At 71.5% G+C, this 25,017-nt stretch carries 25 protein-coding genes, 1 other RNA gene and 2 pseudogenes; 15 read left to right on the forward strand and 13 right to left on the reverse strand.

Annotated features, from left to right (window positions below):
- Positions 1-90 precede the first annotated feature (90 nt).
- The 5 genes and pseudogenes from AB0K82_RS41900 to AB0K82_RS41920 all read left to right on the forward strand — a co-directional run bounded on the left by AB0K82_RS41900 (position 91) and on the right by AB0K82_RS41920 (position 3,375).
- Entirely contained in the window at positions 91-267 is a 177-nt protein-coding gene (locus tag AB0K82_RS41900; RefSeq protein ID WP_364408515.1) for a hypothetical protein, read from the forward strand.
- 78 nt (positions 268-345) lie between these two features.
- A pseudogene (locus AB0K82_RS41905) lies at positions 346-679 on the forward strand (lytic polysaccharide monooxygenase); the annotation flags it as partial.
- A gap of 72 nt (positions 680-751) precedes the next feature.
- On the forward strand, positions 752-1,594 hold the full coding sequence (locus AB0K82_RS41910) for a metallophosphoesterase (RefSeq protein WP_364408570.1): 843 nt from the start codon (positions 752-754) through the stop codon (positions 1,592-1,594).
- The gene (locus AB0K82_RS41915) at positions 1,591-2,256 is read left to right on the forward strand and encodes a 4'-phosphopantetheinyl transferase superfamily protein (RefSeq protein ID WP_364408518.1); all 666 of its coding nucleotides are present in this window, start codon (positions 1,591-1,593) and stop codon (positions 2,254-2,256) included. The genes AB0K82_RS41910 and AB0K82_RS41915 overlap by 4 nt, the downstream gene beginning before the upstream one ends.
- A 741-nt stretch (positions 2,257-2,997) precedes the next feature.
- Entirely contained in the window at positions 2,998-3,375 is a 378-nt protein-coding gene (locus AB0K82_RS41920) for a hypothetical protein (protein ID WP_364408521.1), read from the forward strand.
- Positions 3,376-3,475: 100 nt separating this feature from the next.
- Here AB0K82_RS41920 and AB0K82_RS41925 read toward each other — a convergent pair whose 3' ends face one another.
- Positions 3,476-3,895 (reverse strand): DUF4279 domain-containing protein, encoded by a 420-nt coding sequence (locus tag AB0K82_RS41925; protein WP_364408523.1) that lies wholly within the window; start codon positions 3,893-3,895, stop codon positions 3,476-3,478.
- 143 nt (positions 3,896-4,038) lie between these two features.
- Between AB0K82_RS41925 and AB0K82_RS41930 the strand changes: the two genes are divergently transcribed.
- On the forward strand, positions 4,039-4,608 hold the full coding sequence (locus tag AB0K82_RS41930) for a GNAT family N-acetyltransferase (protein WP_364408525.1): 570 nt from the start codon (positions 4,039-4,041) through the stop codon (positions 4,606-4,608).
- A 41-nt stretch (positions 4,609-4,649) separates the two neighbouring features.
- Here the strand turns inward: AB0K82_RS41930 and AB0K82_RS41935 are convergent, their stop codons facing one another.
- The gene (locus AB0K82_RS41935; protein ID WP_364408528.1) at positions 4,650-5,177 is read right to left on the reverse strand and encodes a hypothetical protein; all 528 of its coding nucleotides are present in this window, start codon (positions 5,175-5,177) and stop codon (positions 4,650-4,652) included.
- A 41-nt stretch (positions 5,178-5,218) separates the two neighbouring features.
- On the opposite strand from AB0K82_RS41935, the gene AB0K82_RS41940 reads away from it, so the two are divergent.
- Together AB0K82_RS41940 and AB0K82_RS41945 are read left to right on the forward strand one after the other, a co-directional pair.
- Positions 5,219-6,166, forward strand: coding sequence for a DUF4241 domain-containing protein (locus AB0K82_RS41940; RefSeq protein ID WP_364408531.1), 948 nt, complete (start codon positions 5,219-5,221; stop codon positions 6,164-6,166).
- The gene (locus tag AB0K82_RS41945; RefSeq protein ID WP_364408534.1) at positions 6,060-6,482 is read left to right on the forward strand and encodes a tyrosine-type recombinase/integrase; all 423 of its coding nucleotides are present in this window, start codon (positions 6,060-6,062) and stop codon (positions 6,480-6,482) included. The genes AB0K82_RS41940 and AB0K82_RS41945 overlap by 107 nt, the downstream gene beginning before the upstream one ends.
- 32 nt (positions 6,483-6,514) lie before the next feature.
- On the opposite strand, the gene rnpB is transcribed toward AB0K82_RS41945, so the two are convergent.
- The 4 genes from rnpB to AB0K82_RS41965 all read right to left on the reverse strand — a co-directional run bounded on the left by rnpB (position 6,515) and on the right by AB0K82_RS41965 (position 9,606).
- Positions 6,515-6,898, reverse strand: an RNA gene (gene rnpB / locus AB0K82_RS41950) — RNase P RNA component class A.
- A 16-nt stretch (positions 6,899-6,914) separates the two neighbouring features.
- Positions 6,915-8,054 (reverse strand): bifunctional RNase H/acid phosphatase, encoded by a 1,140-nt coding sequence (locus tag AB0K82_RS41955; protein ID WP_364408573.1) that lies wholly within the window; start codon positions 8,052-8,054, stop codon positions 6,915-6,917.
- Positions 8,042-8,785, reverse strand: coding sequence for a C4-type zinc ribbon domain-containing protein (locus AB0K82_RS41960; RefSeq protein WP_364408535.1), 744 nt, complete (start codon positions 8,783-8,785; stop codon positions 8,042-8,044). The genes AB0K82_RS41955 and AB0K82_RS41960 overlap by 13 nt, the downstream gene beginning before the upstream one ends.
- Positions 8,782-9,606, reverse strand: a complete 825-nt coding sequence (locus tag AB0K82_RS41965) for a Nif3-like dinuclear metal center hexameric protein (protein ID WP_364408576.1) — start codon at positions 9,604-9,606, stop codon at positions 8,782-8,784. Before AB0K82_RS41965 ends, AB0K82_RS41960 begins: the two co-directional genes overlap by 4 nt.
- A 180-nt stretch (positions 9,607-9,786) precedes the next feature.
- On the opposite strand from AB0K82_RS41965, the gene AB0K82_RS41970 reads away from it, so the two are divergent.
- Together AB0K82_RS41970 and AB0K82_RS41975 are read left to right on the forward strand one after the other, a co-directional pair.
- Positions 9,787-10,068, forward strand: a complete 282-nt coding sequence (locus AB0K82_RS41970; RefSeq protein WP_364408538.1) for a DUF6191 domain-containing protein — start codon at positions 9,787-9,789, stop codon at positions 10,066-10,068.
- A gap of 65 nt (positions 10,069-10,133) precedes the next feature.
- Positions 10,134-10,502: a hypothetical protein gene (locus AB0K82_RS41975; protein ID WP_364408541.1), complete on the forward strand. Its 369-nt coding sequence runs from the start codon at positions 10,134-10,136 to the stop codon at positions 10,500-10,502.
- 109 nt (positions 10,503-10,611) lie between these two features.
- Here the strand turns inward: AB0K82_RS41975 and AB0K82_RS41980 are convergent, their stop codons facing one another.
- Complete coding sequence (locus tag AB0K82_RS41980) at positions 10,612-10,800, reverse strand: LuxR C-terminal-related transcriptional regulator (protein WP_364408544.1); 189 nt, start codon at positions 10,798-10,800, stop codon at positions 10,612-10,614.
- A 132-nt stretch (positions 10,801-10,932) separates the two neighbouring features.
- Complete coding sequence (locus AB0K82_RS41985; RefSeq protein ID WP_364408547.1) at positions 10,933-13,479, reverse strand: AAA family ATPase; 2,547 nt, start codon at positions 13,477-13,479, stop codon at positions 10,933-10,935.
- 67 nt (positions 13,480-13,546) lie between these two features.
- On the opposite strand from AB0K82_RS41985, the gene AB0K82_RS41990 reads away from it, so the two are divergent.
- Positions 13,547-14,368, forward strand: coding sequence for a class I SAM-dependent methyltransferase (locus AB0K82_RS41990; protein WP_364408549.1), 822 nt, complete (start codon positions 13,547-13,549; stop codon positions 14,366-14,368).
- Between the two features lie 233 nt (positions 14,369-14,601).
- The gene (locus AB0K82_RS41995) at positions 14,602-16,296 is read left to right on the forward strand and encodes a protein kinase (RefSeq protein ID WP_364408552.1); all 1,695 of its coding nucleotides are present in this window, start codon (positions 14,602-14,604) and stop codon (positions 16,294-16,296) included.
- Positions 16,297-16,348: 52 nt separating this feature from the next.
- Here the strand turns inward: AB0K82_RS41995 and AB0K82_RS42000 are convergent, their stop codons facing one another.
- Positions 16,349-17,236, reverse strand: coding sequence for an NAD(P)-binding domain-containing protein (locus AB0K82_RS42000; RefSeq protein ID WP_364408555.1), 888 nt, complete (start codon positions 17,234-17,236; stop codon positions 16,349-16,351).
- A gap of 38 nt (positions 17,237-17,274) precedes the next feature.
- Between AB0K82_RS42000 and AB0K82_RS42005 the strand changes: the two genes are divergently transcribed.
- Positions 17,275-17,625 carry a helix-turn-helix domain-containing protein gene (locus tag AB0K82_RS42005; protein WP_364408557.1) on the forward strand — a complete coding sequence of 117 codons (351 nt, stop codon included), beginning with the start codon at positions 17,275-17,277 and terminating at the stop codon, positions 17,623-17,625.
- Positions 17,626-17,852: 227 nt separating this feature from the next.
- Complete coding sequence (locus tag AB0K82_RS42010; protein ID WP_364408559.1) at positions 17,853-19,430, forward strand: alkaline phosphatase D family protein; 1,578 nt, start codon at positions 17,853-17,855, stop codon at positions 19,428-19,430.
- Between the two features lie 40 nt (positions 19,431-19,470).
- Here the strand turns inward: AB0K82_RS42010 and AB0K82_RS42015 are convergent, their stop codons facing one another.
- The 3 genes from AB0K82_RS42015 to AB0K82_RS42025 form a co-directional block, all read right to left on the reverse strand.
- On the reverse strand, positions 19,471-20,844 hold the full coding sequence (locus tag AB0K82_RS42015) for an FG-GAP and VCBS repeat-containing protein (protein ID WP_364408562.1): 1,374 nt from the start codon (positions 20,842-20,844) through the stop codon (positions 19,471-19,473).
- Positions 20,845-20,924: 80 nt separating this feature from the next.
- A complete protein-coding gene (locus AB0K82_RS42020; RefSeq protein ID WP_364408563.1) occupies positions 20,925-22,130 on the reverse strand; it encodes an Ig-like domain-containing protein in 1,206 nt (401 codons plus the stop codon).
- 190 nt (positions 22,131-22,320) lie between these two features.
- Entirely contained in the window at positions 22,321-23,046 is a 726-nt protein-coding gene (locus tag AB0K82_RS42025) for an iron-containing redox enzyme family protein (protein ID WP_364408566.1), read from the reverse strand.
- 183 nt (positions 23,047-23,229) lie between these two features.
- Between AB0K82_RS42025 and AB0K82_RS42030 the strand changes: the two genes are divergently transcribed.
- Entirely contained in the window at positions 23,230-24,579 is a 1,350-nt protein-coding gene (locus AB0K82_RS42030) for a hypothetical protein (protein ID WP_364408567.1), read from the forward strand.
- 31 nt (positions 24,580-24,610) lie between these two features.
- Here the strand turns inward: AB0K82_RS42030 and AB0K82_RS42035 are convergent.
- Positions 24,611-25,017, reverse strand: a pseudogene (locus AB0K82_RS42035) (hypothetical protein); the annotation flags it as partial.

Here is a 25,017-nt window from a genome sequence, read left to right on the forward strand (position 1 = left end):
TCGGCAGCCGCATGAAAGCCACACCCGACACCCCTGGGTGAGCCAACCCTACGAACGGCTCGCTCAACCCAGTCAAGAAGGTAGGGCCGCATGAGCTACGACCAGGAGCTGAGCGAGTTCCGGCAGATCCTTGACGAGATGACCGTGGTCGGACACCTTCGCCGCGACGCCGAGCTCGCCGAGTTGCACCGACTGATCGGACGCTACCCCGACGAGGCGCGGGAGATCTGCGCGAAGGTCGACGGCGCGTTCGACAAGCCCGCGTGACCGAGCCCCCGGCCCGATCGCGCGAACGGACCGAGCCGCGGTGGCGGTGACCACGCCCCCGTCACCGCGGCTCGACTCATGCTCGGTCTCCGACGTACCGAGACGCTGAAAGTCGGCGGTAGTGCTGTTCCTGATCCCCTGGGCCGACGCCGCCTTCGCCCACGGCTCGGTCGTCGACCCCGCCTCCCGCAACTACGGCTGCTGGCTGCGCTGGGGAAGCGACTTCCAGGACCCCGCGATGCAGCAGCAGGACCCGATGTGCTGGCAGGCCTGGCAGGACAACCCGAACGCCATGTGGAACTGGAACGGGCTGTACCGCAACGGCCTCGGCGGCAACTTCCAGGCGGGCCTGCCGGACGGGCAGCTGTGCAGCGGCGGCCTGACCGAAAGCGGCCGCTACCGCTCCCTCGACGTCGACGGCTGCTCGAGCGGGGATGGTGAGGGGGTCCGCTCCGGCAAGATCCGCCGTAGCATCACGGATGTGATCGGCACGCCGGGAGAGGGCGCGAAGCTCTTCGCCATCAGCGACCTGCACGTCTCCTACTCGGAGAACCGGAAGCTGGTGGAGGAGCTGCGTCCGCGTTCGGATGACGACTGGCTGCTCGTCGCCGGTGACGTCGGCGAGAAGCTCGACGACATCGCGTGGGCGCTGGACACGCTGCGACGACGGTTCGCGACGGTCGTGTGGGCACCCGGCAACCACGAGCTGTGGACCCACCCGCGCGACGCCACCGGGCTGCGCGGCGAGGCACGCTACCTGCACCTCGTCGAGCTGTGCCGGGCCATGGGCGTGCTCACTCCGGAGGATCCGTACGCGGTCTGGCGAGGTCCGGGCGGCCCGGCCGTCGTCGCGCCGCTCTTCCTGCTCTACGACTACACGTTCCGCCCCGACGGCGTCACGACCAAGGAGGCCGCGCTGGCGCAGGCCTACGAGGAGGGTGTGGTCTGCACCGACGAGATGCTGCTGCACCCGGACCCGTACCCCACCCGCGACGCGTGGTGCCGGGCCCGGCTGGCGGCGACCGAGGAGCGCCTGGCGGCGCTGGACCCGGAGCTGCCGACCGTACTGATGAATCACTATCCCCTGGTACGGGAGCCGACCCGGATCCTGCGCCACCCGGTGTTCGCCCAGTGGTGCGGCACCGAGCGCACCGCCGACTGGCACCTGCGTTTCCGGGCGGCCGTGGCCGTCTACGGCCACCTGCACATCCCGCGCACGACCTACCACGACGGTGTGCGCTTCGAGGAGGTCTCGGTCGGCTACCCGCGCGAGTGGCAGAAACGCCCGGCGGCGCCGTCCCCGCGGCAGATCCTTCCGACGCCATGATCGAGGAGTTGCTGCCGCCGGAGGCGGTGGGCGAGGACACCTTCGACGACGCGCCCGCGACGACGCTGTTCCCCGAAGAGGAGGCGCTGCTCGCCCGCGCCGTCGACAAGCGCCGCAGGGAGTTCACCACCGTACGGGCGTGCGCCCGTACGGCCTTCGCGCGCCTCGGCGTCGCCCCCGCGCCCCTCCTCCGGGGCGAACGCGGCGCGCCGATCTGGCCGGACGGAGTCGTGGGCAGCATGACTCACTGCGACGGCTACCGGGCGTCCGCGGTCGCCCGGTCCCGCGACGTCCAGACGATCGGCATCGACGCCGAGCCCAACGGCCCGCTCCCCGACGGCGTCCTGGGGGCCGTGTCCCGCCCCGAAGAGCGCGCCTGGCTGACCGACCTGCTCGCCGCCGACTCCGGCGTGCGCTGGGACCGCCTGCTGTTCAGCGCCAAGGAGTCGGTCTACAAGGCGTGGTTTCCGCTGACCCGGCGTTGGCTGGACTTCGAGGGCGCGAGCATCACCGTGGACCCCGAGGCCGGAACCTTCACCGCCGCGCTGACCGTCCCTCCCCCGCAGGTCGACGGCCGCCCGCTGACCGGCTTCACCGGCCGCTGGCTCGTCCGCGACGGCCTGATCCTCACCGCCATCTCCGTCGTACGCCCCCCTTCCTGACCGTCGGCGCGGCGCCCGGCACCCGCACACGCTCAGACGCGCCGGCCCGCACCCGTCCACACGCGCCGCCCGACACCCGCACCCCACACACACGCTGGGCGGTACCCGCACTCGACCACACGCGTCGGCCGGCACCTGCCCACGCCGCGCCCAGACGCGCCGGGATGGGCGGACCGAACGCTCGGTGACCGCGAGCACACACAGTCACAAAGGCGACATGCCAGCGCGGACCTCGGCCGTTCCCCGAGCATTTCGCTCGCGAACGCCGATCGAGCCCCCTCCGCGGACCGCGGCACCGGAAGCTCAGACCGCGTCCGGTAGGACCTGTCCCGGCCCACGGCCGAAGGCCGGAACGACCACCGCCTTCTGATGGCAGCCTGCTCAAGGAAGCAAGGATTGCGATCGGACCAGCCGAGCACAGGACGGTGGGCGATCGTCGACACCTCCGAAGACGGCCCCCGCTGCTGACGGGTTGCCATCGCCGTTGATCGGTTGCCGCCGGTGCGTCCGGCCCGATGTCCGGATAGCCGGATTCTCCGGGTCACGAGCGGCGGCAACATCGCAGCGCTCGCCGTCGGCGGGTGGGTGTCAACGGATGGGGTGTGCAGAACACTCGGTGAACGCAGCCCCGCCGGGCACGCTTGTTCTGGTGAATCGGGATCAGGCGGGCGGCTGGGAGGTGTTCCCCGAGACTTCGGTACGAGGGAGCCGCCGAGCAGGGCGGCCGGTCACAATGACCAGATGCTCGCCGATGACGTCGAGCTCTGGCAGTTGCTGCGCTCATTGGATGACTCGACGCGCCTCGATTTCCCGGCCGGGTACGACCATCAGCGAGCCCGGGCCCGCTTCGAGCGGCTCGTCCAGCGCCTCGACAGCGATTTCACCTGCCGATGCGACTTGGACCGGGATGTTCAGGACACCGCCCTCCACGGTCGCATCGAGATTCCCGCGCACGCCACCGTTACCCACCGCCGGCTGGTGGTGAGCATCAGCAACTTCGGCGGCCTGGCGGTCCTCTCCCTCGACGATCCCGGCATCTGGACCGACGCCGAGATGGCCGAGTTGCTGCATCCCGACGACGTCCGCCGAAGCGATGGCGCACTCGCCGCTACCGCCTGATCCCCGAAGACCCCCTTTGGCACCGCTACGACGGCGTCTGGGATCCGGCCGTGTTCGAGCCGGCGAGTGGAACATGGTGGCGTGACACGTCTGGTGTCCGTCATCCGTCGGCGTATTCGTCCACGTCCAGCTCCGCACGCGTCAGCCGGAGGAATTCCAAGGTCCGCGCATCAAGGTGCCAGCCGAGCAACCGGTGTTGTTCAGAGTGCTTCTCAAGGCCGTCGACCGGGCTGGTCGCACCCTCCGGATGCTCGAATATCCGCACGACCTGCAATCTCCCGGTCCCCGAGTCTCCATCGACACGGTCGAGCTCGACGGCCAGGGCGCCAATGCGCTCGGCGTGGCCGAACAGCCTGTCGATGATCCGGGCCATCTGCTCGTCGACGGTCAAGCCGGGTTTGCGGCAGACGACACGCCACTCGTGGGCGACCGGCCGAGGCGGTCGGGCAAGACGACTACCGCGCACCGTGACCTCGTCGGGCTCGATCCCCAGCCGCGCGGTGATCTCGGTCGCCGGCATCCGTGTCGAGGTCAGGGCGAAGTAGGTGTACTGAGAGACGAGCACGCCGGCACCCTACCGACCGCCGTCCGCTTGGTTGAGAGCGGAAATCGAAGGCACCTGAGCCGCATGACCACGGATCTCGAAGGCGGGATGATCGAGGCATGACCCTCTTTCTGGAGACCGACCGCCTGATACTTCGCCGTTTCACCGCGGCCGACGAAGACAATCTGGTCGAGCTGAATGGCGATCCCGAGGTCATGCGCTACCTCACCGGCGGCAGGCCGAGTTCCCGCGAAGAGATCCGCAGCCGGGTTCTGCCCGGGTTCCTCGGCTATTACGAGCGGTTCGAAGATCTCGGGTTCTGGGCGGCGGAGGAGAAGACCACCGGACGGTTTCTGGGCTGGTTCCACTTTCGGCCGCGCGTGAACGAACCGCGTGATGGCGAGATCGAACTCGGCTACCGGCTGCTCAGGTCGGCGTGGGGCAAGGGCTACGCCACCGAGGGGTCACGTGCGCTGATCGACAAAGGCTTCACCGAGCAGGGGGTGGAACGCGTGGTCGCGGAGACGATGACGGTCAACGCCGGCTCTCGGCGCGTGCTGGAGAAGGCCGGCCTGACACTGGTGCGCACCTTCCACCCTGAAGGGTTGGATCCCATCGAAGGCTCCGAACACGGTGAGGTCGAATACGCGCTGAGCAGAGCCGATTGGGAGCGTCAGCGCCTCGGCTGATCGGCGCGCGTGACCCGACCGACGAGTCGACTCATCCGTCGTCAGGGCTCGATGTCGACGACCACGAGCATTTCATGTTGGTAGCGGTCGAGGTCGTCGGCGAGCCAGGTCTCCCCTTCCCGAATCTGGTGGAAACGGAAGGTCCCATTGGTCGATCCCGCGCCGATGATGCACCTGACCGGAACCGGATCGGGAAGCGCGCGAACGAGCCGTCCGACGCCGTCGGCCACCCGCAGGCCGAGTCGGAGCATCACCACCTGGTCTTCCCGGCTGATGTTCAGGTCACCGTCGACGACGTCGACGGTGACCGGAGCGTGATCCTCCAGGTGGAAACTGCTGGCCTGACACTCGTACTGCGTGGTGTCCCAGCCCATCCGGGCCATGGCCTCGCGTGAGCCGGCCGTCAGCTTGGCCCCGCCCCGATCATTGATCACGAAGACGAGGGCGTCGTCGTTTCGGGTGAGCCCCCGGTCGAGCATCTCGCGCAGCTGATCGTCCAACTCCGGGTACGCGTCCGCGGGCGCGGCGCCGGTAAGAAGCCTCAGGGCGTCGGCCGCATCGTCGTTCATGCGGATCGTGATCACCGGCGGATGCTCCTGGATCCGGCGTCATGCCGTCAACCGAGATCCGCGCTGCCGGCAGGGTCATCAGCGCCGTCGTGGGCGCTTACATCCTCGGCGCCATCAGCGGCGTTCTCGGCCTCGTCATCGGGCTGATCGTCGGGCCGATCACCACCGCCACCACCGGCATCCTCGTCGGTGCCAGCACGTTCGGACTCAGCCCCCGTAGATCACTGGCCTTACTGGCACGTTGTGGCACGGGCATGCGGTCGTGCGAGGCGAGCCCGGCCATTCGGTCGCTGCATCGTTATGCGATCATTCTGCGCATGATGCGACCGCCGTTGGACATCGATCAAATGTTTAATGCCGGGACCCGGTACGCGTGGGAGGATGGCCGTCATTCTGTCATCGACGTCCAGCACATTGGGGATCTTAAGCTCGCAACCGGTAGGCTGATCGCCCAAGATCCTGGCCGGCCAGTGCCTCGGAGCGTACAGCCCTTTACTGTGACCGTCCCGCCGGGACGGTACCCCGTTAGCTTGTCGATCTCCCACTGGGACGAATCGCCGACCCGAGGCCGCCCCTCGCCGATGCGGCTGGTAAACGCCGCCAAGCTGAGCGTCTCCGACGAGCCCGTCGTGTCCTGGGAACTCGCGCTGCAACCTGGTCAAGAGGTCGAGAGAATGGAAGACGATGAGTTCTTTGGATTCGGCGTGGATGGGGGCGTCGCCTGCTTCCTGGACGCTTCAGCGCGCGGACAGCTTCACCAGATGCAATTCGATGAACAGCTCTGGATGGACGTTGGCGCTGTCATTTTCGAAGATGCCGGCGTCGAACTCGCGACCAATGATGTTGAACTGAACATCATCCTGTTTGCATGTGGTATGGGGGATGGCGCATACGCCACCTGGATCGGTCGCGCCGCCAATCAAGACCCAGTCTGTTTCGTCTGCGACCTGGAGTTGCTCCACCACAGCCTTGGTCCAGTCAGCCACTAAAGGAGGCGGTGGTGTCCGTACTCCGCGTCGTGGTCTGCTGCGGCGGGACTACTACAACAAGCCGATATGGAAGCCGGCGGTCAAGGCGGTCGGCCTACCCGAGGACACCACGTTCCACGATCTGCGGCACACCTTCGCCGGTACGGCGCCCGAGGGCGTACCGATCTCCGAGGTGTCGCGGCGGCTCGGGCACAAGTCGATCACGACGACGGTGGACCTGTACGGGCATCTGGTGCCGGGGCCTGTGACGCGCTCGACAAGGCGTTCAAGCTCGCGCTCGATGTGCCCTCGAAGTGCCCTGACAGGGGGTGCCTGACGTACTGCACCCCAGGTCAGGGGACTGGATGACGGACGAGTCGGCCTGTAGGCCGGGTTCTGTGCCTCCGCTCGCGCGGAGCGACGGTCATCCATCTAGGGCCGCCGTTGCCGGCGGCCTCGAGCGGTCTACCCGCAGGCTCGGGCGGGCCGCCCTCGAACGCCTGCGCGGACCCGCGTGGCGGGTCCTTCTTGACCTTGCTCCGGGTGGGGTTTGCCGAGCCGCCCCAGTCACCTGGGGCGCTGGTGGTCTCTTACACCACCGTTTCACCCTTACCTCCGCACGCGGAGGCGGTCTGTTCTCTGTGGCACTTTCCCGCGGGTCACCCCGGGTCGGCGTTACCGACCACCCTGCCCGGTGGAGCCCGGACCTTCCTCGTCGGAGCGGAACTCCGACGCGACCGTCCGGCCGACTCGTCCGTCATTCAAGATTTTACCAAAGGCCCGGTTCGGCACCCTGACGCAGGTGGTGGGTGTCGTTGAGGGACCGTACGACGGCGGGGCCGTCGGCGTACCAGTCGACGACCGACAGGGATCCGACGTCCAGATGCATCCGGTAGAGCGCGGAGGGTGGGGCGTCCAGCGCCAGGCGTACGAGCGTCTTGATCGGCGTGACGTGCGACACGACGAGGATCTTCTGCTTCCGGAAGCGGACGAGCAGCTTGTCGCGGGCGGTCTGCACGCGTTTCAGGGTGGCCGCGAAGCTCTCGCCGTAGGGCGGCGCGACGGACGGGTCGGCGAGCCAGGCGTCCATCTCCGCGGGCCAGCGTTCGCGCACCTCGGCGAACGTGTAGCCCTCCCAGTCGCCGAAGTCGGTCTCGCGCAGGTCGTCCTCGACGCGGACCGGGACGTCGAGGGCCTGGGCGACCTCCTCGGCGGTCTGCGCCGTCCGCTTGAGCGGCGATGTGACGATCGCGTCGATGCCGCGACCGGCGAGGGCCTTCCCCGCGGCGCGGGCCTGAGCCAGGCCGGTGTCGGTGAGCGGGATGTCGCCGATGCCGGCGAACCGCCGCTCCCCTGAGTACGGCGTCTCGCCGTGCCGGAGCAGCAGCGTCGTCGTCGGCTCCGTGGTCGGCTGCGCCCAGCCCGTGGTGGCGGTGGGCGGCTGCGGGTCCGGCTCGTCCTCCTCGATCGCGGACGGCGCCCACGTACGGCCCTCGGCGGCGGCGTCCATGGCCTCGTTGGCGAGCCGGTCGGCGTGCTTGTTGCGTTCCCGGGGGATCCACGTGTAGCGGACCGAACGCAGCCGCGAGGCCAGCCGCTGCGCCTGGAGCGCCAGCGGCTTCATGTCCGGATGCTTGATCTTCCAGCGGCCGGACATCTGCTCGACGACGAGCTTGGAGTCCATCCGGACCTCGACGTCGGCGCCGGCGGAGAGCTCCGCCGCGGCCTCCAGGCCCGCGATGAGCCCGCGGTACTCGGCGACGTTGTTGGTGGCCACGCCGAGGGACTCGGCCCGCTCGGCGAGGACCTGGCCCGTGAGGGCGTCCCGGACCACCGAGCCGTACCCGGCCGGTCCGGGGTTGCCGCGCGACCCGCCGTCGGCCTCGATGATCAGCTTCACAGGCCGGATTCCGGGGTGCGGACGAGGATTCGGCGGCACTCCTCGCAGCGGATGACGTCGTCTTCGGCGGCCGCGCGGATGGCGTTCAGCTCGACGGTGTTGAGCTGCAGGTGGCAGCCCTGGCACTGGCCGCGCAGCAGGGCCGCGGCGGCGACGCCCCGGTGCTGCTCGCGCAGCTTCTCGTAGAGCTTGAGCAGGTCGCCGGGGATGTCGTCGGCGACACCGGCCCGCGCCGTACGGACCAGCTCGGCCTCGCCGTCGATCTCCTGGTAGGCGGCGTCGCGGCGCTCGGCCAGCTCGGTCAGCTCCTTGTCGGCCCCCTCCTTGTCCGCCTCGGCGGCGCGCAGGCGGTTCTCGGCCTCCTCGCGGCGCTCCATCACCTCGAGCACGATGTCCTCGAGGTCGGCCTGCCGCTTCTGCAGGGACACGATCTCGGACTGGAGGTTCTCCAGGTCGCGGGCCGAGGACACCTGCCCGGAGTCGAGTCGCTTCTGGTCCCGGTCGGCGCGGGCGCGTACCTGGTCGACGTCCTGCTCGGCCTTCTTCTGCTCCCGGTCGATGTCGCTGATCTCGGTCTGCGCGGCGACGAGCGCGTCGGCGACTCCGCCGATGCGCTCCTCGACCTTCGTGATCTCGGCGAGCTCCGGGAGGGTGCGCCTGCGGTGGGCCAGCCGGTCGAGCCGACTGTCCAGCTCCTGCAGGTCGAGGAGCCGCATCTGGGCTTCAGGTGCTGCTTTCACGTACTTCCTTCAAGGGATCGAAAGGTCCACGCGTCGGTTACGACGGTGGAGATCCGGGTCTCCACGCCAGTCTGTCGCACCACGGCCGCCGCGTCGCCGAGCCACGGCCATTCCGTCGCCCAATGCGCGGCGTCGACGAGTGCCGTACTTCCATCTTCGCGGAACTCCGACGCCGGATGGTGGCGGAGGTCGGCGGTGAGGTAGACGTCGGCGCCCGCGGCGCGGGCGGCGCCCAGCAGCGAGTCGCCGGCTCCTCCGCAGACCGCCACCGTACGGACCGCCGCCTCCGGGTCGCCCGCGACGCGCAGTCCGGCGGCGGTGGCGGGCAGGCCCTTGGCCGCGGCGTCCGCGAACTCCCGCAGCGTGAGGGGTGCGGGGAGCTCGCCGACGCGGCCGAGCCCCCGGCGTGGATCTTCGGTGGACGGGCTGAGCGGTCGCAGGGTCCCGGTGACGCCGACGGCCCGGGCGAGCGCGTCGGACACGCCGGGGTCGGCGACGTCGGCGTTGGTGTGCGCGGTGTACAGGGCGGTGCCGGCGGTGATCAACCGGTGCACGGCGCGGCCCTTCGGGGTGGTGGCCGGCACTCCGTGCACGGGCCGCAGCAGGAGCGGGTGATGGGTGACGATCAGGTCGGCGTGCCAGTCCAGGGCCTCGTCGACCACGTCGCTCACCGGGTCCACGGCGAACAGGACACGGCGGACGACGGCCTCCGGATCACCGCAGACCAGGCCGACGGCGTCCCAGGACTCCGCCCAGGCGGGATCGTAGCGATCTTCCAGGATCGTGATGATGTCGGCCAGTGTGGTGGACACCCTCCGCAGGGTACCGTCCGAGATCGCGGTGACCGCGCATTCAAGATCCCTGGAATCGCGCATACCATCGGCGGGGCGCCGGGGCGGAATCATGGCACTCGGCCGATCGTTGGAGGTTGCGTGAAGTCACCGTTTCGACGGCGCCGTAGGCGTCCGCGTAAGCGTCCCGTCGTCGCTCCTGAGCCGGAAGTGATCGACTGGCCGAAGGACGGCAGCGGTGGAGGCGGTGGCCTGATGTCGGCCATCCGGGGCGATTCGTCGTCCGGTGCCGGGTTCGGGCCTGGGATGTTCGCGGACCTGCAGGCCGCGTTCGGTGGTGCGGGGAAGCAGATCCAGCTCGAGGAGCAGGAAAAGGAGAAGACGCGCCGCCATGAGCTGCACACGCACAGCACCCCTGGCCGCGACGATCTCGACTCCGGCACGATCAGAATCACGAAGCGCCGCGATTCAGACGATGACTCGGATAAGTAGGCCGGAGCGGTAGTTTCCCCTACCTTTTCTCGAACATGTATTCGAGTTGAACATATCCTGACAACGTGACCGCGTACGTACCGCCCGGCTGGCCTTCGGGAGTGCATCCGCCGGGTACCGAGAGATTCGAGGACACGGCGGTGGCCTGGCTCTTCGACCTGGTGCCGCCCGAATACCGCCGGTACGGCGTGCTCCGGCGTTATCCGACCGTGCTGTCGCGCATGGCCCGTCATCACGTCGCCGCGGATCTGGAGGCGGCGAGGGAGGGCTTCCGCACCGCCCGCGCCGAGCTGGCGGACACGGTCCCCGCCCACGGTCTCGAGGGGGTGCTGGAGATCTACCGCCGGGAGGGCACCCGCCTGGCGGCCATGGCCCGGGCCGTCGAGCTGGTCGACGCCGGCCTGCGCGGCGGCTCGTTCACTCCCAAGCTCTGATCGTTCGCCGCTCCCAAGCTCTGATCGTTCGCTCCCGAGCAGTGATCGTTCGCTCCCGGGTCACGATCGTTCGCTCCCGGGCGCTGGTCGTCGGTCGCGCCGGCCGCCGTCAGTTCGACGCGCGGAAGAGGTGGGCGGCGGCGCCGCGGTTGGGCACGCCGAGCTTGTGCAGGATCCGGGAGACGTGGACGCCGACCGTCCGTTCGCTGATGAACAGCGTCTCGGCGATCTGCCGGTTGGTCCGCCCGCTGCTCAGCAGCGCGAGCACCTCGACCTCCCGCGCGGTGAGCCCCGGCACCGTCTCCTCAGCGGGGTCGGGCTCCTCCGCCGGGACGAGGTCGAGCCGCGCCCGCCGGGCGAGGTCCTCGATCTCCGGCCGCAGGGCGCCGGCGCCGAGGGCGTCGGCTGCGGCCCAGGCCGTCCGCAGCGCCTACGCCGCGGCCTCGCGCGGGCCGCGAACGGCGAGGATCGCCTCGGCCTCGCGGAGCCGGCAGTACGCCGCCCGGTAGGTCTCGCCGAGATCGTCCCAGAGGGCGATCACGGAGCGCCAGAGGACCGGATCCGGGCCCGTCAGCCGACTCGCCTCCGCCTCGGCCTGCAGACCGTACGCCTCCGACTCGGGCATCCTGGGCATCGCCGCGAGCGTCTTCCGGCACTCCTCCAGGAGCGGCGTCGGGTCGCCGTGCAGCCCCGCCTCCACCCGGATCCCCGACGCGCACAGCTCCGGCCCGATCCGGGTGAACTCGCTGCCGCGGATGACGTCGAGCCCCGCCCGTACGTGGCTTCGCGCGGCCATCGGGTCGTGCTCGAGGATCGCCAGGCGGGCCCGGCAGGCGTGGTAGGAGCTGGCCAGGTCCAGGTCGTCGGTCCGGCCCACGGTCTCGGCGAGGGTGGCGAGGTGACGCCGCGCGCCGTCGGCGTCGCCCCGGCGCAGCTGCAGCTCGGCCATGGCGAGCGTGACACCCCAGCGCTGCCACGGCGGCGCGTCGATGTCCATGACCTCGTCGACGAGCCGGTCCGCGTCGGACCAGCGGCCCAGCCGGATCAGCGCGGCGAGCGTGTTGCCGGCGGCGCACATGCAGGTCGTCCGGCCGTACCCGAGGCGCCGGCAGGTGCGCACGCCCTCCATGCCGAGCTCCGTGGCCTTCGCCCAGTCCCCCGCCCACAGCAGCGCTTCGGTGTAGTTGACGTACGCGCGGCCGAGCTCCCAGGCGTCCTCGCGCTCCTTGGCGCTGCGCAGGGCCTCGGCGAGTTCGGCGAGGCCGGCGGTCATCTCGCCCAGCATGGCGAGACTGACGCCCATGGTGTTGCGGGCGTGCCCTTCGATGTCGCGGGCGCCGACGGCGGCGGCGACCTCGATCGCCTCGCGGCAGGACGCCACGGACTCGCGGAAGTGGCACTGGATCATCAGCGCGTGCCCCTGCAGCCCGCGGACCCGGGCGCGTTCGCGGGCCGACGCCTCGGCGGGCAGCAGCGCGATCGCCCTGTCGTACGCCTTGCAGGCGGCGGCCATGTCCCCGGCCATCCAGCGGACCCGCCCCATCAGCGTCCACAGGCTCGCCGCGCGTGTCGGCGCGGCCGCCGGGTCGACCTCGGTCATCGCCTCCTCGACGAGGCGGGCCGCCCGATCCACCTCCCCCGCCGCCGGCGCGACCTCGGCGGCGCGGCCCAGCAGTTCCGCGTGCGGCATCCCGGCGCGGGACTCGGCGTCGGGAACCTCCGGCCACAGGCGGATGGCACGCTCGTAGTGCGCCAGGGCGATGGCCCAGGCGTAGCCGGCCGCCGCGGCCGCCGCGGCCGCGACGAAGCCGGTGAGCGCCCGTTCCGCGTCGCCGGCGGCGTGCCAGTGGCGGGCGAGCTCGGCGGACGGGCCCCGCTTCTCCAGGGCCGTCGCGACGGCGACGTGCAGCCGGCTGCGCTCGCCGGGCAGCAGTTCGGTGTGCAGCGCCTCGCGCAGCAGCGCGTGCCGTACGTCGTATCCGTCGTCCGTGACGACGAGCAGCCGGTGGGCGACCGCCTCGTGCAGCGCTTCGTTCAGCGCCTCGGATGGCAGGTCGGTCACCGCGGCGATCAGCTCCTCGTCGCCGACCCGGCCGATGGTGGCGACGGCGCGCAGGACCCGCCGGGTCTCCGGGGCGAGCCGTTCGACGCGGGTCAGGAGCACCTCGCGGAGGCTGGCGGGCAGCTCCTTGGTGGTCGGACCGGCCGCGACCAGCTCCTCGACGAAGAACGGGTTCCCCTCCGACCGGTCGAACAGCGTGCCGACCTGGCGGGTGGCGGGACGGGTCCCGAGGATGCCGGCCACCTGGGCGGCCACCTCGTCCCGGGACAGGTTGCTGAGCTCGATGCGCTCGGCGTTTCCCGAGCGCTCCAGCTCCAGCACGGTGCCGTGCAGGGGGTGGCCGCGCACCACCTCGTCGCTGCGGTACGTTCCGACGACGACCAGGCCGGAGCGGCGCAGGTTCGTGCCGAGCAGCGACAGCAGGTCGGCGGAGGCCGGGTCGATCCAGTGCAGGTCCTCCAGGACCAGGACGGCCGGGCGCAACGCGGCCATTCGCTGGAACAGGCCCAGGGCGAGTTCGTACAGCCGTCCGCGTTCCGCGCCGTCCCGGCGGGTCGGCGGCCGTCCGCAGAGCTCGGGCAGCAGGGCGCCGAGTTCGCGTGGCGCGTCGCCGAGGACGTGCGACAGCTCCTCGGCCGTGAGCTCCTCGGCCAGCGGCCGGAGCGCGGCGACGAACGGCGCGTACGGAGCGGCGCCCTCGGCCAGATCGAGGCAGCCGCCCGTGAAGACCAGCGCGTCACGCCACCGTGCGCGGTCGGTGAAGGTCGTGACCAGCCGAGACTTGCCGATCCCGGCGTCCCCTGAGACGAAGAGCAGGACGGACGAACCGCCCTGCGCCTGGGTCAGGGCGGCGTCGAGTCGGTCGAGCTCGGCGGCACGGCCGATGAGCGTGGGACACGAAACCCGCCTTGTCACATGGCGAGTATGTAGTAGATAAGCCGTACATGTAGTTGAAAAGTAAGCAATTATGCTGATGCACTCGATGAACCCGATCATGACCATGGGGTCATCGGCAGTCGACACGGAGGACGCGACGATGGGGACCGTGCAGGTCCGTCAGCAGCGCGGCACCCCCTGCACGCGCGTGCGTGAGGAGCAGGTCCGCCCCCTGTACGCCGCGACGCTCGCGGCGCTGGGACCGCAACCCGGCACCCGCCTGCTGCACGTGGGCTGCGGAACCGGCACGGCGCTGGGCCTCGCGGCGTTCACCGGTGCGGACCTCGCCGGACTCGACCCCTCGCCGGACCTGCTGTCGTACGCCCGGGACCGGCTGCCGGACGCGGACCTGCGCGCCGCGGAGGTCACCGAGCTGCCCTACGACCGGGGCTGCTTCGACCAGGTGATGGCGTTCGATGCCATCCAGTACGCCAGGTCGCCCGCGGCGGCCATCGCGGAGCTGGCCCGGGTCACCCGGCCGGGCGGCGTCGTCGCCATCGGCCTGTGGCACAACTGGGCGGGCCGCGAGGCGAGCGCCTTCCTCAGCGCCGTACGAGGCCGGGTGCCCACGCCGCCCACGGACGGCCCGCCCGTGCACGACCTGTACCGGCTGCGCGAGGTCATGGTGGAGGCGGGACTCGACGTCTTCGCCAGCGCGGAGGTCAGCCACCGGCACGACTTCGCCTCCCTGGACAGCGCCTGGGAGTCCATGACGACCTCGCCGAACGTCGAGCGGGCGATAGAGATCATGGGCGTCGAGGCGGCGCACGAGATCTTCATCGCCAACTTCGCGACCATGCAGCGGGCCGACGGCTCCATCCAGCAGGAGCACCTGTACCAGTACGCCCTCGGCCGCGCCACGAGCTGACCCGCCGAAGTCCACGGCCGCGTCACGAGCCGACCCGCCGAAGCCCGCGGCCTCGGCCCGTGCCGAGCCGCCGGCACCCGCGGCTCGACCGGGGTGAGCCGCCGGGTCCTGCGGACTCGACTCGGCCGACCGCGCCGGCGTCCGGCGGCTCGGCCCATCGGAGTGTCGGCCGGCGCGACCGGCGCTATGGTTACCTCTCGCGTGACCGACGGTAAGACCGGGAGGACGACCAGATGCCCGAGGGTCATCCGCTGCGGCCGGGAGATCCCACGCGGCTCGGGGCGTACCGCCTCGTGGGGCGCCTCGGCGAGGGCACGCAGGGAGTCGTCTACCTCGGTCGGGACGACGCCGGCACGCACGTGGCGATCAAGCTTCTGCACGCCCGCACGGCGGCGCATCCGGACGCGCGTGACCGGTTCGTCCGGGAGCTGGACGCCGCCAAGAAGGTCGCGCGGTTCTGCACCGCGCAGGTGCTCGACGCGGACCTCGCCGGAGACCAGCCGTACATCGTCAGCGAGTACGTCGAGGGCCGGTCGCTGCGGGCGCAGATCCTCACCGAGGGTCCCCGGTCGGGCGGCGCGCTGGAACGGCTGGCGATCAGCACGCTGACCGCTCTCGCCGCGATCCACAAGGCCGGGATCGTGCACCGCGATTTCAACCCGCAGAACGTCCTGCTCGGCGCGGACGGGCCACGGGTGATCGACTTCGGCATCGCCCGCGCCCTCGGGACCACCCGCAGCAACGAGAGCAACAACCTCGGCACACCCGCGTACATGGCGCCGGAGCAGATCGCGGGCGGCGAGATCGGGCCGCCGGTCGACATGTTCGCCTGGGGCTCCACGATCCTGTTCGCCGCGACCGGCCGTCCGCCGTTCGGCAACGACTCGGTGCCCAGGGTCATGGAGCGCATCGTGCGCGGCGACGCGGACCTCGACCCGTTGCCGGAGCCGCTGCGCTCCGTCGTCGCCGCGTGTCTGGCCAAGGACTCGGCACGCCGGCCCACCGCCCAGCAGGCCCAGGCCGCGCTGCTCGGGCAGGAGCCCGTCGACGCGCTGACGGTCCCGTCCTCCTTCGGGCTCCCGGTGCCGGGCCCGGCCGGCGAGCGCGCCGACACGACCCCGGCCATGCCGGGCGAGACGGACCCGGCATCCCGCCCCGGCGCGCCGCCCGGAACCACCCCGGCCATGCCGAGCGGGACCGACCCGGGACCCCACCCCGGCGCGACTCCCGCCATGCCGAGCGGGACGGAGCCCGCGTCCCGCGCCGGCACCGCCTCCCGCGCCGCCGCGCCGCCCGCGTCCCGGCGCTCGGCGGCGCGCTGGGCGGTCGGCGCCGGCGCCGCGACGGCCCTGGTGGCGCTCCTCCTCGCCGTGTTGCTGTGGCCCGACGGCGGGGGCTCGGCGAGCCCCGGGAAGACGGTGGCCGTCGCCGCGACGCCGTCATCGCAGCCGTCGTCCCCGGCGAGCACCTCCCCGGACGACGCTCTGCACCAGGGCCGGACTCCGACGCCGACTCCCACCAGGACCAAGAAGAAGAGCTCCACCGGCTCGAAGGCGCCGGGCTGCCGCGACTACACCCGCACGTACGGCCTGCCCGGCGCCGGGACGGTGATTTTCAGGGGCTCGGTCTGCCGGACGGTCTACTCCGGGACGTTCGTCCTGGCCGACACGGCGCCGAAGGATGGCTGGGAGGTCTGCGCGCAGCTTCGCGGCCACCTGACGGGGTCGGCGGGCGGCTTCATCAGCACTGCGCTGCTCTCGTCCAAGGGCGGCGGCGTGCAGTCCGTCGACAACGGGCCGACCGTGCGGTTCGGGGCCAAGACGAAACGGACCGAGGACTGGGTCCAGCTGAACGCCGGCCGCTGTCGCCGCTCGGGCAAGAACCTCACGTCGTCCTGGCAGACCCACGAGCGGCTCGCCACCGGCTGACCCGCTCGCCGGACACCCCTACGACCGTCAACAACGCTCGTGATCAATACACCTAGCGCGGGTTCAGCAGCTCGGTGATCCTGACGAACCCGTCCGCGCCGTGGCCCTGGTCGATCACGCGGCGCGCCAGGTCCTGGACCGCGCGCATCACGCCCGCCTCGATGCCATGGGCCTCGGACGTGTGCACGATGTGGTCGATGGACGACGCCGCCGACGTGATCGGGTTGATCTCGCCGGAGAAGCCACCGCTGTCCACATCATGCGCGAACTCCTCGAAGAGCGCGGGGAGGAAGGCGCCGATGCCCTGCGCGAACGGCGCCAGCTCTCCCGCGGTCACCCCCTCCGCCCGCGCCACCGCCAGCGCGTGCGCGTAGCCCGCCATCGTCGTCCAGAAGATGTCGAGCAACGCGACGTCGTACGCGGCCGCCCGGCCGATCTCCTCGCCGAGGTGGGTGTGCGTACCGCCCAGAGCCTCCAGAGCCGGCCGGTGCTCCCGGTAGAGCTCCCCCGGGCCGCTGTGGATGAACGCCGAGGCCGGCGTCCCGATCGTGGTGGCCGGCGTCATGATCGCGCCGTCGAGGTAGCCGATGCCGTGCTCGGCCGCCCAGGCCGCGGTCTTCCGTGCGCGGTCGGGGGTGTCCGCGGTCAGGTTCACGACCGTGCGCCCCTTCAGCGCGTCGGTGACCGCGTCGCGCCGCAGGATGGCGTCCACCGCGTCGTAGTCGACCACGCAGATGACGGTCAGCCCGCTCGCGGCGACCGCCGTCTCGGGTGACGGGGCGCCGACCGCGCCCCGCCCGGTCAGCTCCCGGTCCCTGCCCGCCGTCCGGTTCCAGACGGTCGTGCGCAGCCCGGCGTCGAGGAAGGCGCCGGCCAGCGCCCGGCCCATCGGGCCGAGACCGAGCACGGTGACGGCAGAATGTTCAGCGTCAAAGGGCATGATTCAACTCCTGGTCAGGATCGACAGAGGGGATGACGATGACGCGCAGCCGTGCGCAGGACACCAATGTGTGCGGAGTCACCGCCGCGATCGCCGTGATCGACGGCAAATGGAAGACGATTCTGCTGTGGCTGCTGGAATCGCGTCCGTACCGTCCCGGTGAATTGCGCCGGCGACTGCCCGGCCTCACCGAGAAGGTGCTGACTCAGACGCTCCGGGAGATGGAGGCCGACGGTCTCGTCCACCGTGAGGTGCACGACGAGCGGCCCCTGAAGACCGTGTACTCCCTGACCGAATTCGGCCGCGACCTGTCCGAGGCGTTGACGCCGCTGTCCGACTGGGGCCACCGGCGCCTGGAGAAACTGGCCGGCTCCCGGTCGCTCTCCTGACGCACCGCCACCCCTCCGTGTTCTTGTTCGGCCGTCACGCCGGACGAAATGATTTCCACCCGGCGTGACGGCGCGGAATGTCCATGACCAAGCTTCGGGCCACCGGATCCAGCCCACAAGTACCCACAAAAAGGTGGGTATCCGGGTCATGTGGCGTCCACCGGATGTTGTCCGCCCGGTCAGCGGCACGTCTCGCCGCCCTCAGCGGCGGGATCTGAACTGAGGGCGTGGATCTGACACGCCGCAGCTTCCTGATCGGCACGGCCGGGCTGCCGCTGGCCTCCCGGCGGACGGGCGACCCGTTCACGCTGGGCGTCGCCTCGGGCGACCCCACGGCCGACGGCATCGTCCTGTGGACCCGCCTGGCGCCCCGGCCGCTCGCCGACGGCGGGCACGGGGGCATGCCGGACCGGGACGTCGACGTCGAATGGCAGCTCGCCGAGGACGAGAGGTTCACCCGCGTCGTACGGTCCGGGACCGCCACCGCGCGGCCGTCGTGGGCGCACAGCGTGCACGTCGAGCCCGCCGGGCTGCGACCGGGCCGGGAGTACTTCTACCGGTTCCGCACGGGCGGCCATCTCTCGCCGACCGGCCGGACGCGGACCGCGCCCGCTCCGGGCACGGCACCGGACCTGGCGTTCGGCGTGGTGTCGTGCTCCAACTACGAGCAGGGCTACTTCACGGCGTACCGGCGTCTCGCCGAGCAGCAGCCCGACCTCGTCCTGCACCTCGGGGACTACATCTACGAGTACGCGCCGGGCGGCTACAAGAACTCGGCCGGAACGATCGTCCGCTCGCACACCGAGCACCGGTGCCAGACGCTCGCCCAGTTCCGGCTCAGGCACGCGCAGTACAAGACCGATCCGGACCTGCGCGCGCTGCACGCCCTGGCCCCGTGGATCGCCGTGAACGACGACCACGAGATCGAGAACAACTGGGCGGGCGTCCATCCGGGAACGTCGGGCCGGCCGGACTTCGCCCAGCGCAAGAGGGCGGGCTACCGCGCCTACTACGAGCACCTGCCGCTCCGCCGCTCCGCGCTGCCGCGCGGGTCCGGCATGCGGCTCTACCGGCGGCTGGCTTGGGGCGACCTGACGACGTTCCACGTCCTGGACACCCGGCAGTTCCGGGACGACCAGCCGTGTGACGACGGCGTACGCGCGGGCTGTTCCGCGCGCCTGGCCACCGGCCGGGTGCTGGTCGGGGCCGCCCAGCGGGCCTGGCTCGCCGCCGGACTGCGCGCGTCCCGTACCCGCTGGAACATGCTGGCCCAGCAGATCTTCATGGCCCAGCACGACTACCACCTCGGGCCGGGCAAAGAGGTGCTCCTCGACACCTGGGACGGCTACACCGCCGAACGGGACCGGGTCCTGGGCGACGTCGTCGCCTCGGGCGCCCGGAACCCCGTCGTCCTGACCGGTGACATCCACTGCCACTACGCCAGCGACCTGCTCACCGACTTCGACGACCCCGGCTCCCGGCGGGTCGGCGTCGAACTGGTGACGACCTCCGTGACGAGCGACGGCGACGGCTACGACGCTCCGGCCGCCCGCGCGATCGAACTGGCCGAGAACCCGCACATCGCCTACGCCGACCAGCGCCGCGGCTTCATCGCCGCCCGGCTGACGCCCACGGAACTACGGGCCGACTTTCACACGCTCCCGTACGTGACGAAGCGCAACGCGCCCAGCACCGTCACCGCGAGCTTCACCGTCGCCGACGGCGCGCACCGTCTCTCCCGCTCCGCCGTACCGGCTCCGCGCGCTCCCCAGGCCGCGGCGGCGGGCGCGCCCCGCCGCCCCTGATCGCCCAGAGGTCACCGGCCGGGACGGGCCGGAGGACGGGTCAGGAGACGGCGTAGCCGAGCAGTTCGCCCGCCGCGCCCGCCTGCACGGTCGTCGTACGGGAGCCGCGCACCAGGAACGCGGTGCCGCCGAAGCCGCCGGCTCCCGGCGCGCCGATCAGCAGGTCCCGGCCGCGGATCGCCACGGACCAGCCGAACTGGTCCGTGCCCCCGACCGGGGAGGAGACGAGGGCGCCGCGCCGCAGGCCCCGCCGGCGACGGCCGTCGAGGATCTGGACGACGCCGCCGCCCGGGGCGCCCGCGGCGAGGTCGGCCGTGCCGTCGCCGTTCAGGTCGGCGGCCGCCAGCGCGGCTCCCAGCCGGTCCGCGGGGCCGGGCCGCTGGAGGTTCCACACGTCCTCGCCTCCGGAGCCGTACTCGACGTGCACGGCGCCCTGGGCGAAGTTCTCCGGCATCGTGGTGTCGTCCTCGCCCGGCACTCCGATGGCGAGGTCGTCGGTGCCGTCGTGGTCGAAGTCGCCGGCGGCCAGGGCCGCGCCGAACTCGTCGTAGCGTTCGGGGACGCCGCGTACGCCTGGGCCGTCCTCGGTGATCCGCCGGGATCGGTGCGCGGCCGGGTCGACGACCGTCACCGCGCCCGACGCCTCGGTGCCGTCGCCGGGTGCGCCGACGGCGATCTGCGGGTGCCGCCCGCGGCCGAAGGCGCCGAACGCGCCGACGGCCAGGGCCGCGCCGAAGCCGTCGGTCTCGCTCGACCGTTGCCCCACCCAGGAGGTGTGCTGGGTGATCAGGCGGGCGCTGCGCATACCGCGGGTGAACAGGGCGACGCCACCACCGCCCGCGAGGCCGGGGATGCCGATCACGAGGTCGTCCCGGCCGTCGTGGTCCAGGTCCGCCGCGGCGAGGGCGGCGCCGAAACGGTCGCTCGCCGGCGTACGGCCGAGGGTCCGGACGCTCAGGGTCAGCCGCGGGCGCAGCCCGCCGGGTGCGCCGAAGTAGACCGTGACCGTCCCCGTCCCGTCGGCGCCGGGGCGCGTCCGCCCCTGGTCGGAGGCTGCCACGGCCAGGTCGGCGCAGTGGTCGCCGTCGAAGTCGCCGACGGCGAGCGTGCCGCCGAACCCCGCGCCGGTCTGTGGGGGGCTCGGCCGCAGCCAGGCGGCCCGGCCCCCGTAGCGGACGGCGACCGCCCCGGCCCGGCGGCGGTCGCCGCTCGTGGCGTACGGGGCGCCGAGGACGAGGTCACGGACGCCGTCCCCGTCGAAGTCGGGGACGGCTCCGGCGTGGCAGCGCCGGGCCGGTTCGAAGACCGCGCCGGCGGCCCGCGCGCCCGGGCGCCGGGCCGGCGTGGGCACCGTGGCCGCGACACAGGTCGGGAGCAGGATGACGGCGATCACGCTCAGGCGGGTGATGCTCACCCTCGCACGGTGCCCAGGCGGCGGAACGGCCGTCTTCCGGGCGGATGACCATCCGCTGACTTCTGTCGGTCGAGCCGGAATCAGCGGTGCAGGGCGCTGCCCTTGAGCCACTTGCGCCAGGGCATCTGGTAGAACGACCAGCCGTTGTCCGGCTCGACCTGCCGGTCCGTCCCGGTGGCGATGACCGGGTCGCCGGGCTGGGAGTGCTTGTAGTACCAGATCGCGTCATCGCGGGACTGACGGATGCAGCCGTGGCTGCAGTTGCGGTTGCCGAGGCAGCCCTCATCGCCCGGTGTCTGGTGGAGGTACTCACCGGCGTTGGAGACGCGGACGGCGTAGTGGATCAGCTCGCTGTAGTAGCCGGGGTCGCCGGGCCCACGGCCCGGGGAGGTCATCGTGACGTCCTCGTCCTTCTCCATGTTGAGATGGATCCCACTGGTCGTGGTGTACTCGTGGGTCTCGCCGTTGCCCGCGCTGATCGGGATCGTGCGCACCGGCCTGCCGTCCCAGTCGACCCGCATGTGGTGCCCCGCGATGTCGAGATGGGAGATCTGTGCCCGGCCGATGCGGTACGTCCGGGTGAAGTCCTTGGTGCCGTAGGTGTTGTCCCCGAAGGGAACGCCGGTGAGGTGGGCGACGAGCCGCACCGTCTGGTGGGCCGGCCAGAAGAACTTGGGCCGGTAGACCACCTGCTTGTTGTCCTCGAACCAGTGCCACGCGCCCTCGACCGGCTTGTCGGCGACCACCTGGAGCGCCTTCTCGACCGCCGCGCGGTCCTTGATCGCCTTGTCGAAGTTCAAGATGATCGGCAGCCCGACGCCGTAGGTCTCCTTCCGGCGCTCTTCCATGACGGGATCCTGCGACACGGTCACCGTGCTGGGCGTCCCCTCGGTACGGAAGGTGCTCACCGCGGTGGCCGTTCGCCCGTCGGCATTCTGGGCGACGGCCCGGACCGTGATGTTCGCTCCCGGCTCAAGGCCCCACCGGGACCGCCACTCGGTACGGCTCTTGTTGTACTCCCCGGAGACGTTCCGGCCGCCGCTGTCGAGTGCCACGTCGGCCAGCCGGCCGCTCGCGGCGCGTACGACGACGGATCGATCGGGACGCACGGCCGATGTTCCGTTGCCCGGCGTGATCAGCACACGAGCCGCCGCGGCGTCCACTTTGATCTTCTCGGCGCTCTCTCCGGCAGCCCGGTTGCCGCCACTGCAACCCGTGGTCATGACCAGGGCGGTCCCCGTGACCGCGCCGAGCGCCAATTGCGTCCGTATGGCATTGACGTGCATGTGCAGCCCTTCCAACGGCCCAGCCGACGGCAAAATTGATCGACTACGAGATACCCATCGAGGAACGGGAGAATGCAGTCCACTTCGGCCGCCATCGGGGCGTCAAGGAGGAAAAATGGTACGTCGCTGCCTGTTCTGAGTAGTGCACTACTCCGGGGCTTAGGGCGGTTTTACCCTTTTGAGGCGTGCATTACGGGATATTCACCCGGATTGCCCGATTTTCGTAACTGGCGTCGAAGGCTCGCCGGAACAACTCCAGCGACCGGCGGACGGCCGATTCGACCTCCGCCTGCTCGGCCTCGTCCCGGACGGTCAGCTTGATCAGCTCGAACGCCTCCCGGGGGTGCGCGTCGTCGTACTCCGCGTGCTCGGTCAGCCAGCGGAGGGCGGGCACGTCATCGCCGTACCTCTCGCGGAACGCGGGAAGAACCAGGCGCGTCCACTCCCCCGTGACCCCCTCGATCGCGTAGTTGACCGCGCCGAACGCCTCGGCCAGCCCGCCCCGATGGCAGACCGACCACAGATAGTCGTACAGGGCGCCGACCTCCGGGCAGGCCCGGTGCGAGACCAACTCCTCGAAGCCGATGCCGTGCGCGGCCGCCCAGTCGGCGTACCACTGGGCGTGCAGGGCCTCGGTACGGATGTTCCCGATCAGCCAGTCGCGGGCCAGGATGTCCCCGGCGACCTGACCGAATGTGGTCTTGGCCAGATAGACGCCCATGTACTTGGGGAACGCCTCCACGACGCAGAAGAAGTCAAGGAGGATCCGCCGCCACGCCTCTTCCGGGAACGGCCCGTGGACCGTCTCGGTGAAGATCTTCGCCTCGAGCACCGCCGTCCAGTCCGGCCGGAGCGAATCGACCATCGACCGGGCCCACGCCGGGTGCGGAGTCTCGGTGAGTTCGCTCTTCACCATGCGGTGATGACGGGTCCGAGAGGGGACGTGTGAATGGTCGCCGACAGTGGTCGCCATGATCCGGCTCCTCGCTCGTTCACCCGAGTATCCGCTTCACCCGAGTATCCGCGCGCCCTTCACATAGGGTCAATATCCGCGTTTTCATATAAGCCGGAGCTCGCTCCCCCGCCACCGGAGACCTGAGTGCAACGCGAACACGCCATCGTCGTCGGCGGAAGCATGGCCGGCCTGCTCGCCGCCCGCGTCCTGACCGCCCACTTCGAACGCGTCACCCTCGTCGAACGCGACCCGTTCCCCGCCGAGCCGGTGTTCCGGCCGGGCGTACCGCAGTCCCCGCACCTGCACGTGCTCTGGACGCGCGGCCGGGAGATCGTCGAGGCGCTGTTCCCCGGCCTGGAGGACACGTTACGGGCGGCCGGCGCCGAGGAGGTCCGCGTGCCCGCCGACGTCCTCTGGCTGACCTCGGCGGGCTGGCGGGAACGCTTCGACGTGACGCGGCTGCTGACCTTCAGCCGCCCGCTCCTCGACTGGGCCGTACGGAACCGGCTCACCGGACCGCCCGACGGTGCGCGCAAGCCCATCGACGTCCTTGACGGGCACCGGGTGACCGGCCTCGTCCCCCACGGCCGGGACGTCGCCGGGGTCGTCCTCGGCGACGAGGGCGAACTGCGCGCCGACCTGGTCGTCGACGCGACCGGCCGCGCGTCGCGGGCACCGGAATGGCTCGCCCGTCTCGGTCACCCGGCGCCGCCCGAGACCCGAGTGGACCCGCTCCTCGGATACGCCAGCCGCTGTTACGCCATACCGCCCGGCTTCTCCCCCGGTTGGAAGGCGCTGTACCTCCAGGCCGACCCACCCGCGACGCGGCGCACCGGCGGGCTGTTCCCCCAGGAGGGCGGCCGCTGGATCTGCAGCCTGTCCGGCGCGGGCCGCGACTACGGCCCGGCCGGGGAGACGGCGTTCCTGGAGTTCGCCAAGGGCCTGCGCAGCCCCGTCCTGTACGAGGCCATCCGCGACGCCGAGCCGCTCACGCCGATCGTCGCGTTCCGCCGGACCGCCAACCACCGCCGGCACTACGACCGGCTGCCGTCCTGGCCGCGCGGGTTCATCGTCACCGGCGACGCGGCCTGCGCGTTCAACCCCATCTACGGCCAGGGGATGAGCGTGGCCGCCGTCGCGGCCCTGACCCTCGACCGCTGCCTGCGCGAGGCCCGTCCCGGCTTCGAACGTCGCTTCCAGCGCGGCGCCGCCCGGAGCGCCGCCGGAGCGTGGCTCGTCGCCACCGGCGAGGACCTGCGTTACCGGGAGACGGTGGCCGCGCCCCTACGGCTCCGGACCCGCGTCATCAACGCGTACGTCGACGAGGTCGTCGCCACCGCCAACGTCGACCCGCTGGTGTGCGAGCGCCTGGTCCACGTACTGGCGCTGATGGCCGCACCGACGTCGCTGTTCGCCCCGGCGGTGCTCGCGCGGGTCGCCGCCAACCGCGTCCGGCGCCCCGCCCCCATCTCCATGCCCACCCGCCCGTCCTGACCCTTCCCCGGCTCTCAGGCCGGGGAGCGCGTCAATCGCCGGACGACGGCGGGAAGCGACGGCGGAAACGGTCGAACGGGCCGACCCAGCCGGACTCCTGCTCGGGCGGGGGCTGGGTCCGCGCGGGGTCGTTGGCCGCGTCGTCGGCGGACGGATCGCTCTCCTGCCCCGGCGTGGACCCCTGGGGCACGCCCGGCAGACCCGGCCCACCCGGACCGCCGGGTACGCCGGTGGGGCTCCCTCCGCCAGCGGGCGAGGCTCCGGAGACGCCCGGCCGGCCGGGGAGGCTCGGCCCGCCGGTGGAGCCCGGCGCAGAGTACGTCGGTCCCGTGTCCGGCGCCGCGCCGGCCTGACCGGGCGCGGGCTGACCGGGCGCGGGCTGACCGGGCGCGGGCTGACCGGGCGCGGGCTGACCGGGCGCGGGCTGACCGGGCTGGG

This window comes from Actinoallomurus sp. NPDC052274 (genome assembly GCF_040679475.1).
Classification (GTDB): Bacteria; Actinomycetota; Actinomycetes; order Streptosporangiales; family Streptosporangiaceae; genus Actinoallomurus; species Actinoallomurus liliacearum.

What these genes read in the sequence shown, in the direction of transcription:
- AB0K82_RS42020 (WP_364408563.1), bottom strand. Translation starts at nt 22,130, where the DNA reads ATGCACGTCAATGCCATACGGACGCAATTGGCGCTCGGCGCGGTCACG.
- AB0K82_RS41900 (WP_364408515.1), top strand. Translation starts at nt 91, where the DNA reads ATGAGCTACGACCAGGAGCTGAGCGAGTTCCGGCAGATCCTTGACGAG.
- AB0K82_RS41920 (WP_364408521.1), top strand. Translation starts at nt 2,998, where the DNA reads ATGCTCGCCGATGACGTCGAGCTCTGGCAGTTGCTGCGCTCATTGGAT.
- AB0K82_RS41940 (WP_364408531.1), top strand. Translation starts at nt 5,219, where the DNA reads ATGCCGTCAACCGAGATCCGCGCTGCCGGCAGGGTCATCAGCGCCGTC.
- AB0K82_RS41935 (WP_364408528.1), bottom strand. Translation starts at nt 5,177, where the DNA reads ATGAACGACGATGCGGCCGACGCCCTGAGGCTTCTTACCGGCGCCGCG.
- AB0K82_RS42025 (WP_364408566.1), bottom strand. Translation starts at nt 23,046, where the DNA reads ATGGTGAAGAGCGAACTCACCGAGACTCCGCACCCGGCGTGGGCCCGG.
- AB0K82_RS41930 (WP_364408525.1), top strand. Translation starts at nt 4,039, where the DNA reads ATGACCCTCTTTCTGGAGACCGACCGCCTGATACTTCGCCGTTTCACC.
- AB0K82_RS41915 (WP_364408518.1), top strand. Translation starts at nt 1,591, where the DNA reads ATGATCGAGGAGTTGCTGCCGCCGGAGGCGGTGGGCGAGGACACCTTC.
- AB0K82_RS41990 (WP_364408549.1), top strand. Translation starts at nt 13,547, where the DNA reads ATGAACCCGATCATGACCATGGGGTCATCGGCAGTCGACACGGAGGAC.
- AB0K82_RS41995 (WP_364408552.1), top strand. Translation starts at nt 14,602, where the DNA reads ATGCCCGAGGGTCATCCGCTGCGGCCGGGAGATCCCACGCGGCTCGGG.
- AB0K82_RS41925 (WP_364408523.1), bottom strand. Translation starts at nt 3,895, where the DNA reads ATGCCGGCGACCGAGATCACCGCGCGGCTGGGGATCGAGCCCGACGAG.
- AB0K82_RS42005 (WP_364408557.1), top strand. Translation starts at nt 17,275, where the DNA reads ATGACGCGCAGCCGTGCGCAGGACACCAATGTGTGCGGAGTCACCGCC.
- AB0K82_RS42000 (WP_364408555.1), bottom strand. Translation starts at nt 17,236, where the DNA reads ATGCCCTTTGACGCTGAACATTCTGCCGTCACCGTGCTCGGTCTCGGC.
- AB0K82_RS41945 (WP_364408534.1), top strand. Translation starts at nt 6,060, where the DNA reads ATGGCGCATACGCCACCTGGATCGGTCGCGCCGCCAATCAAGACCCAG.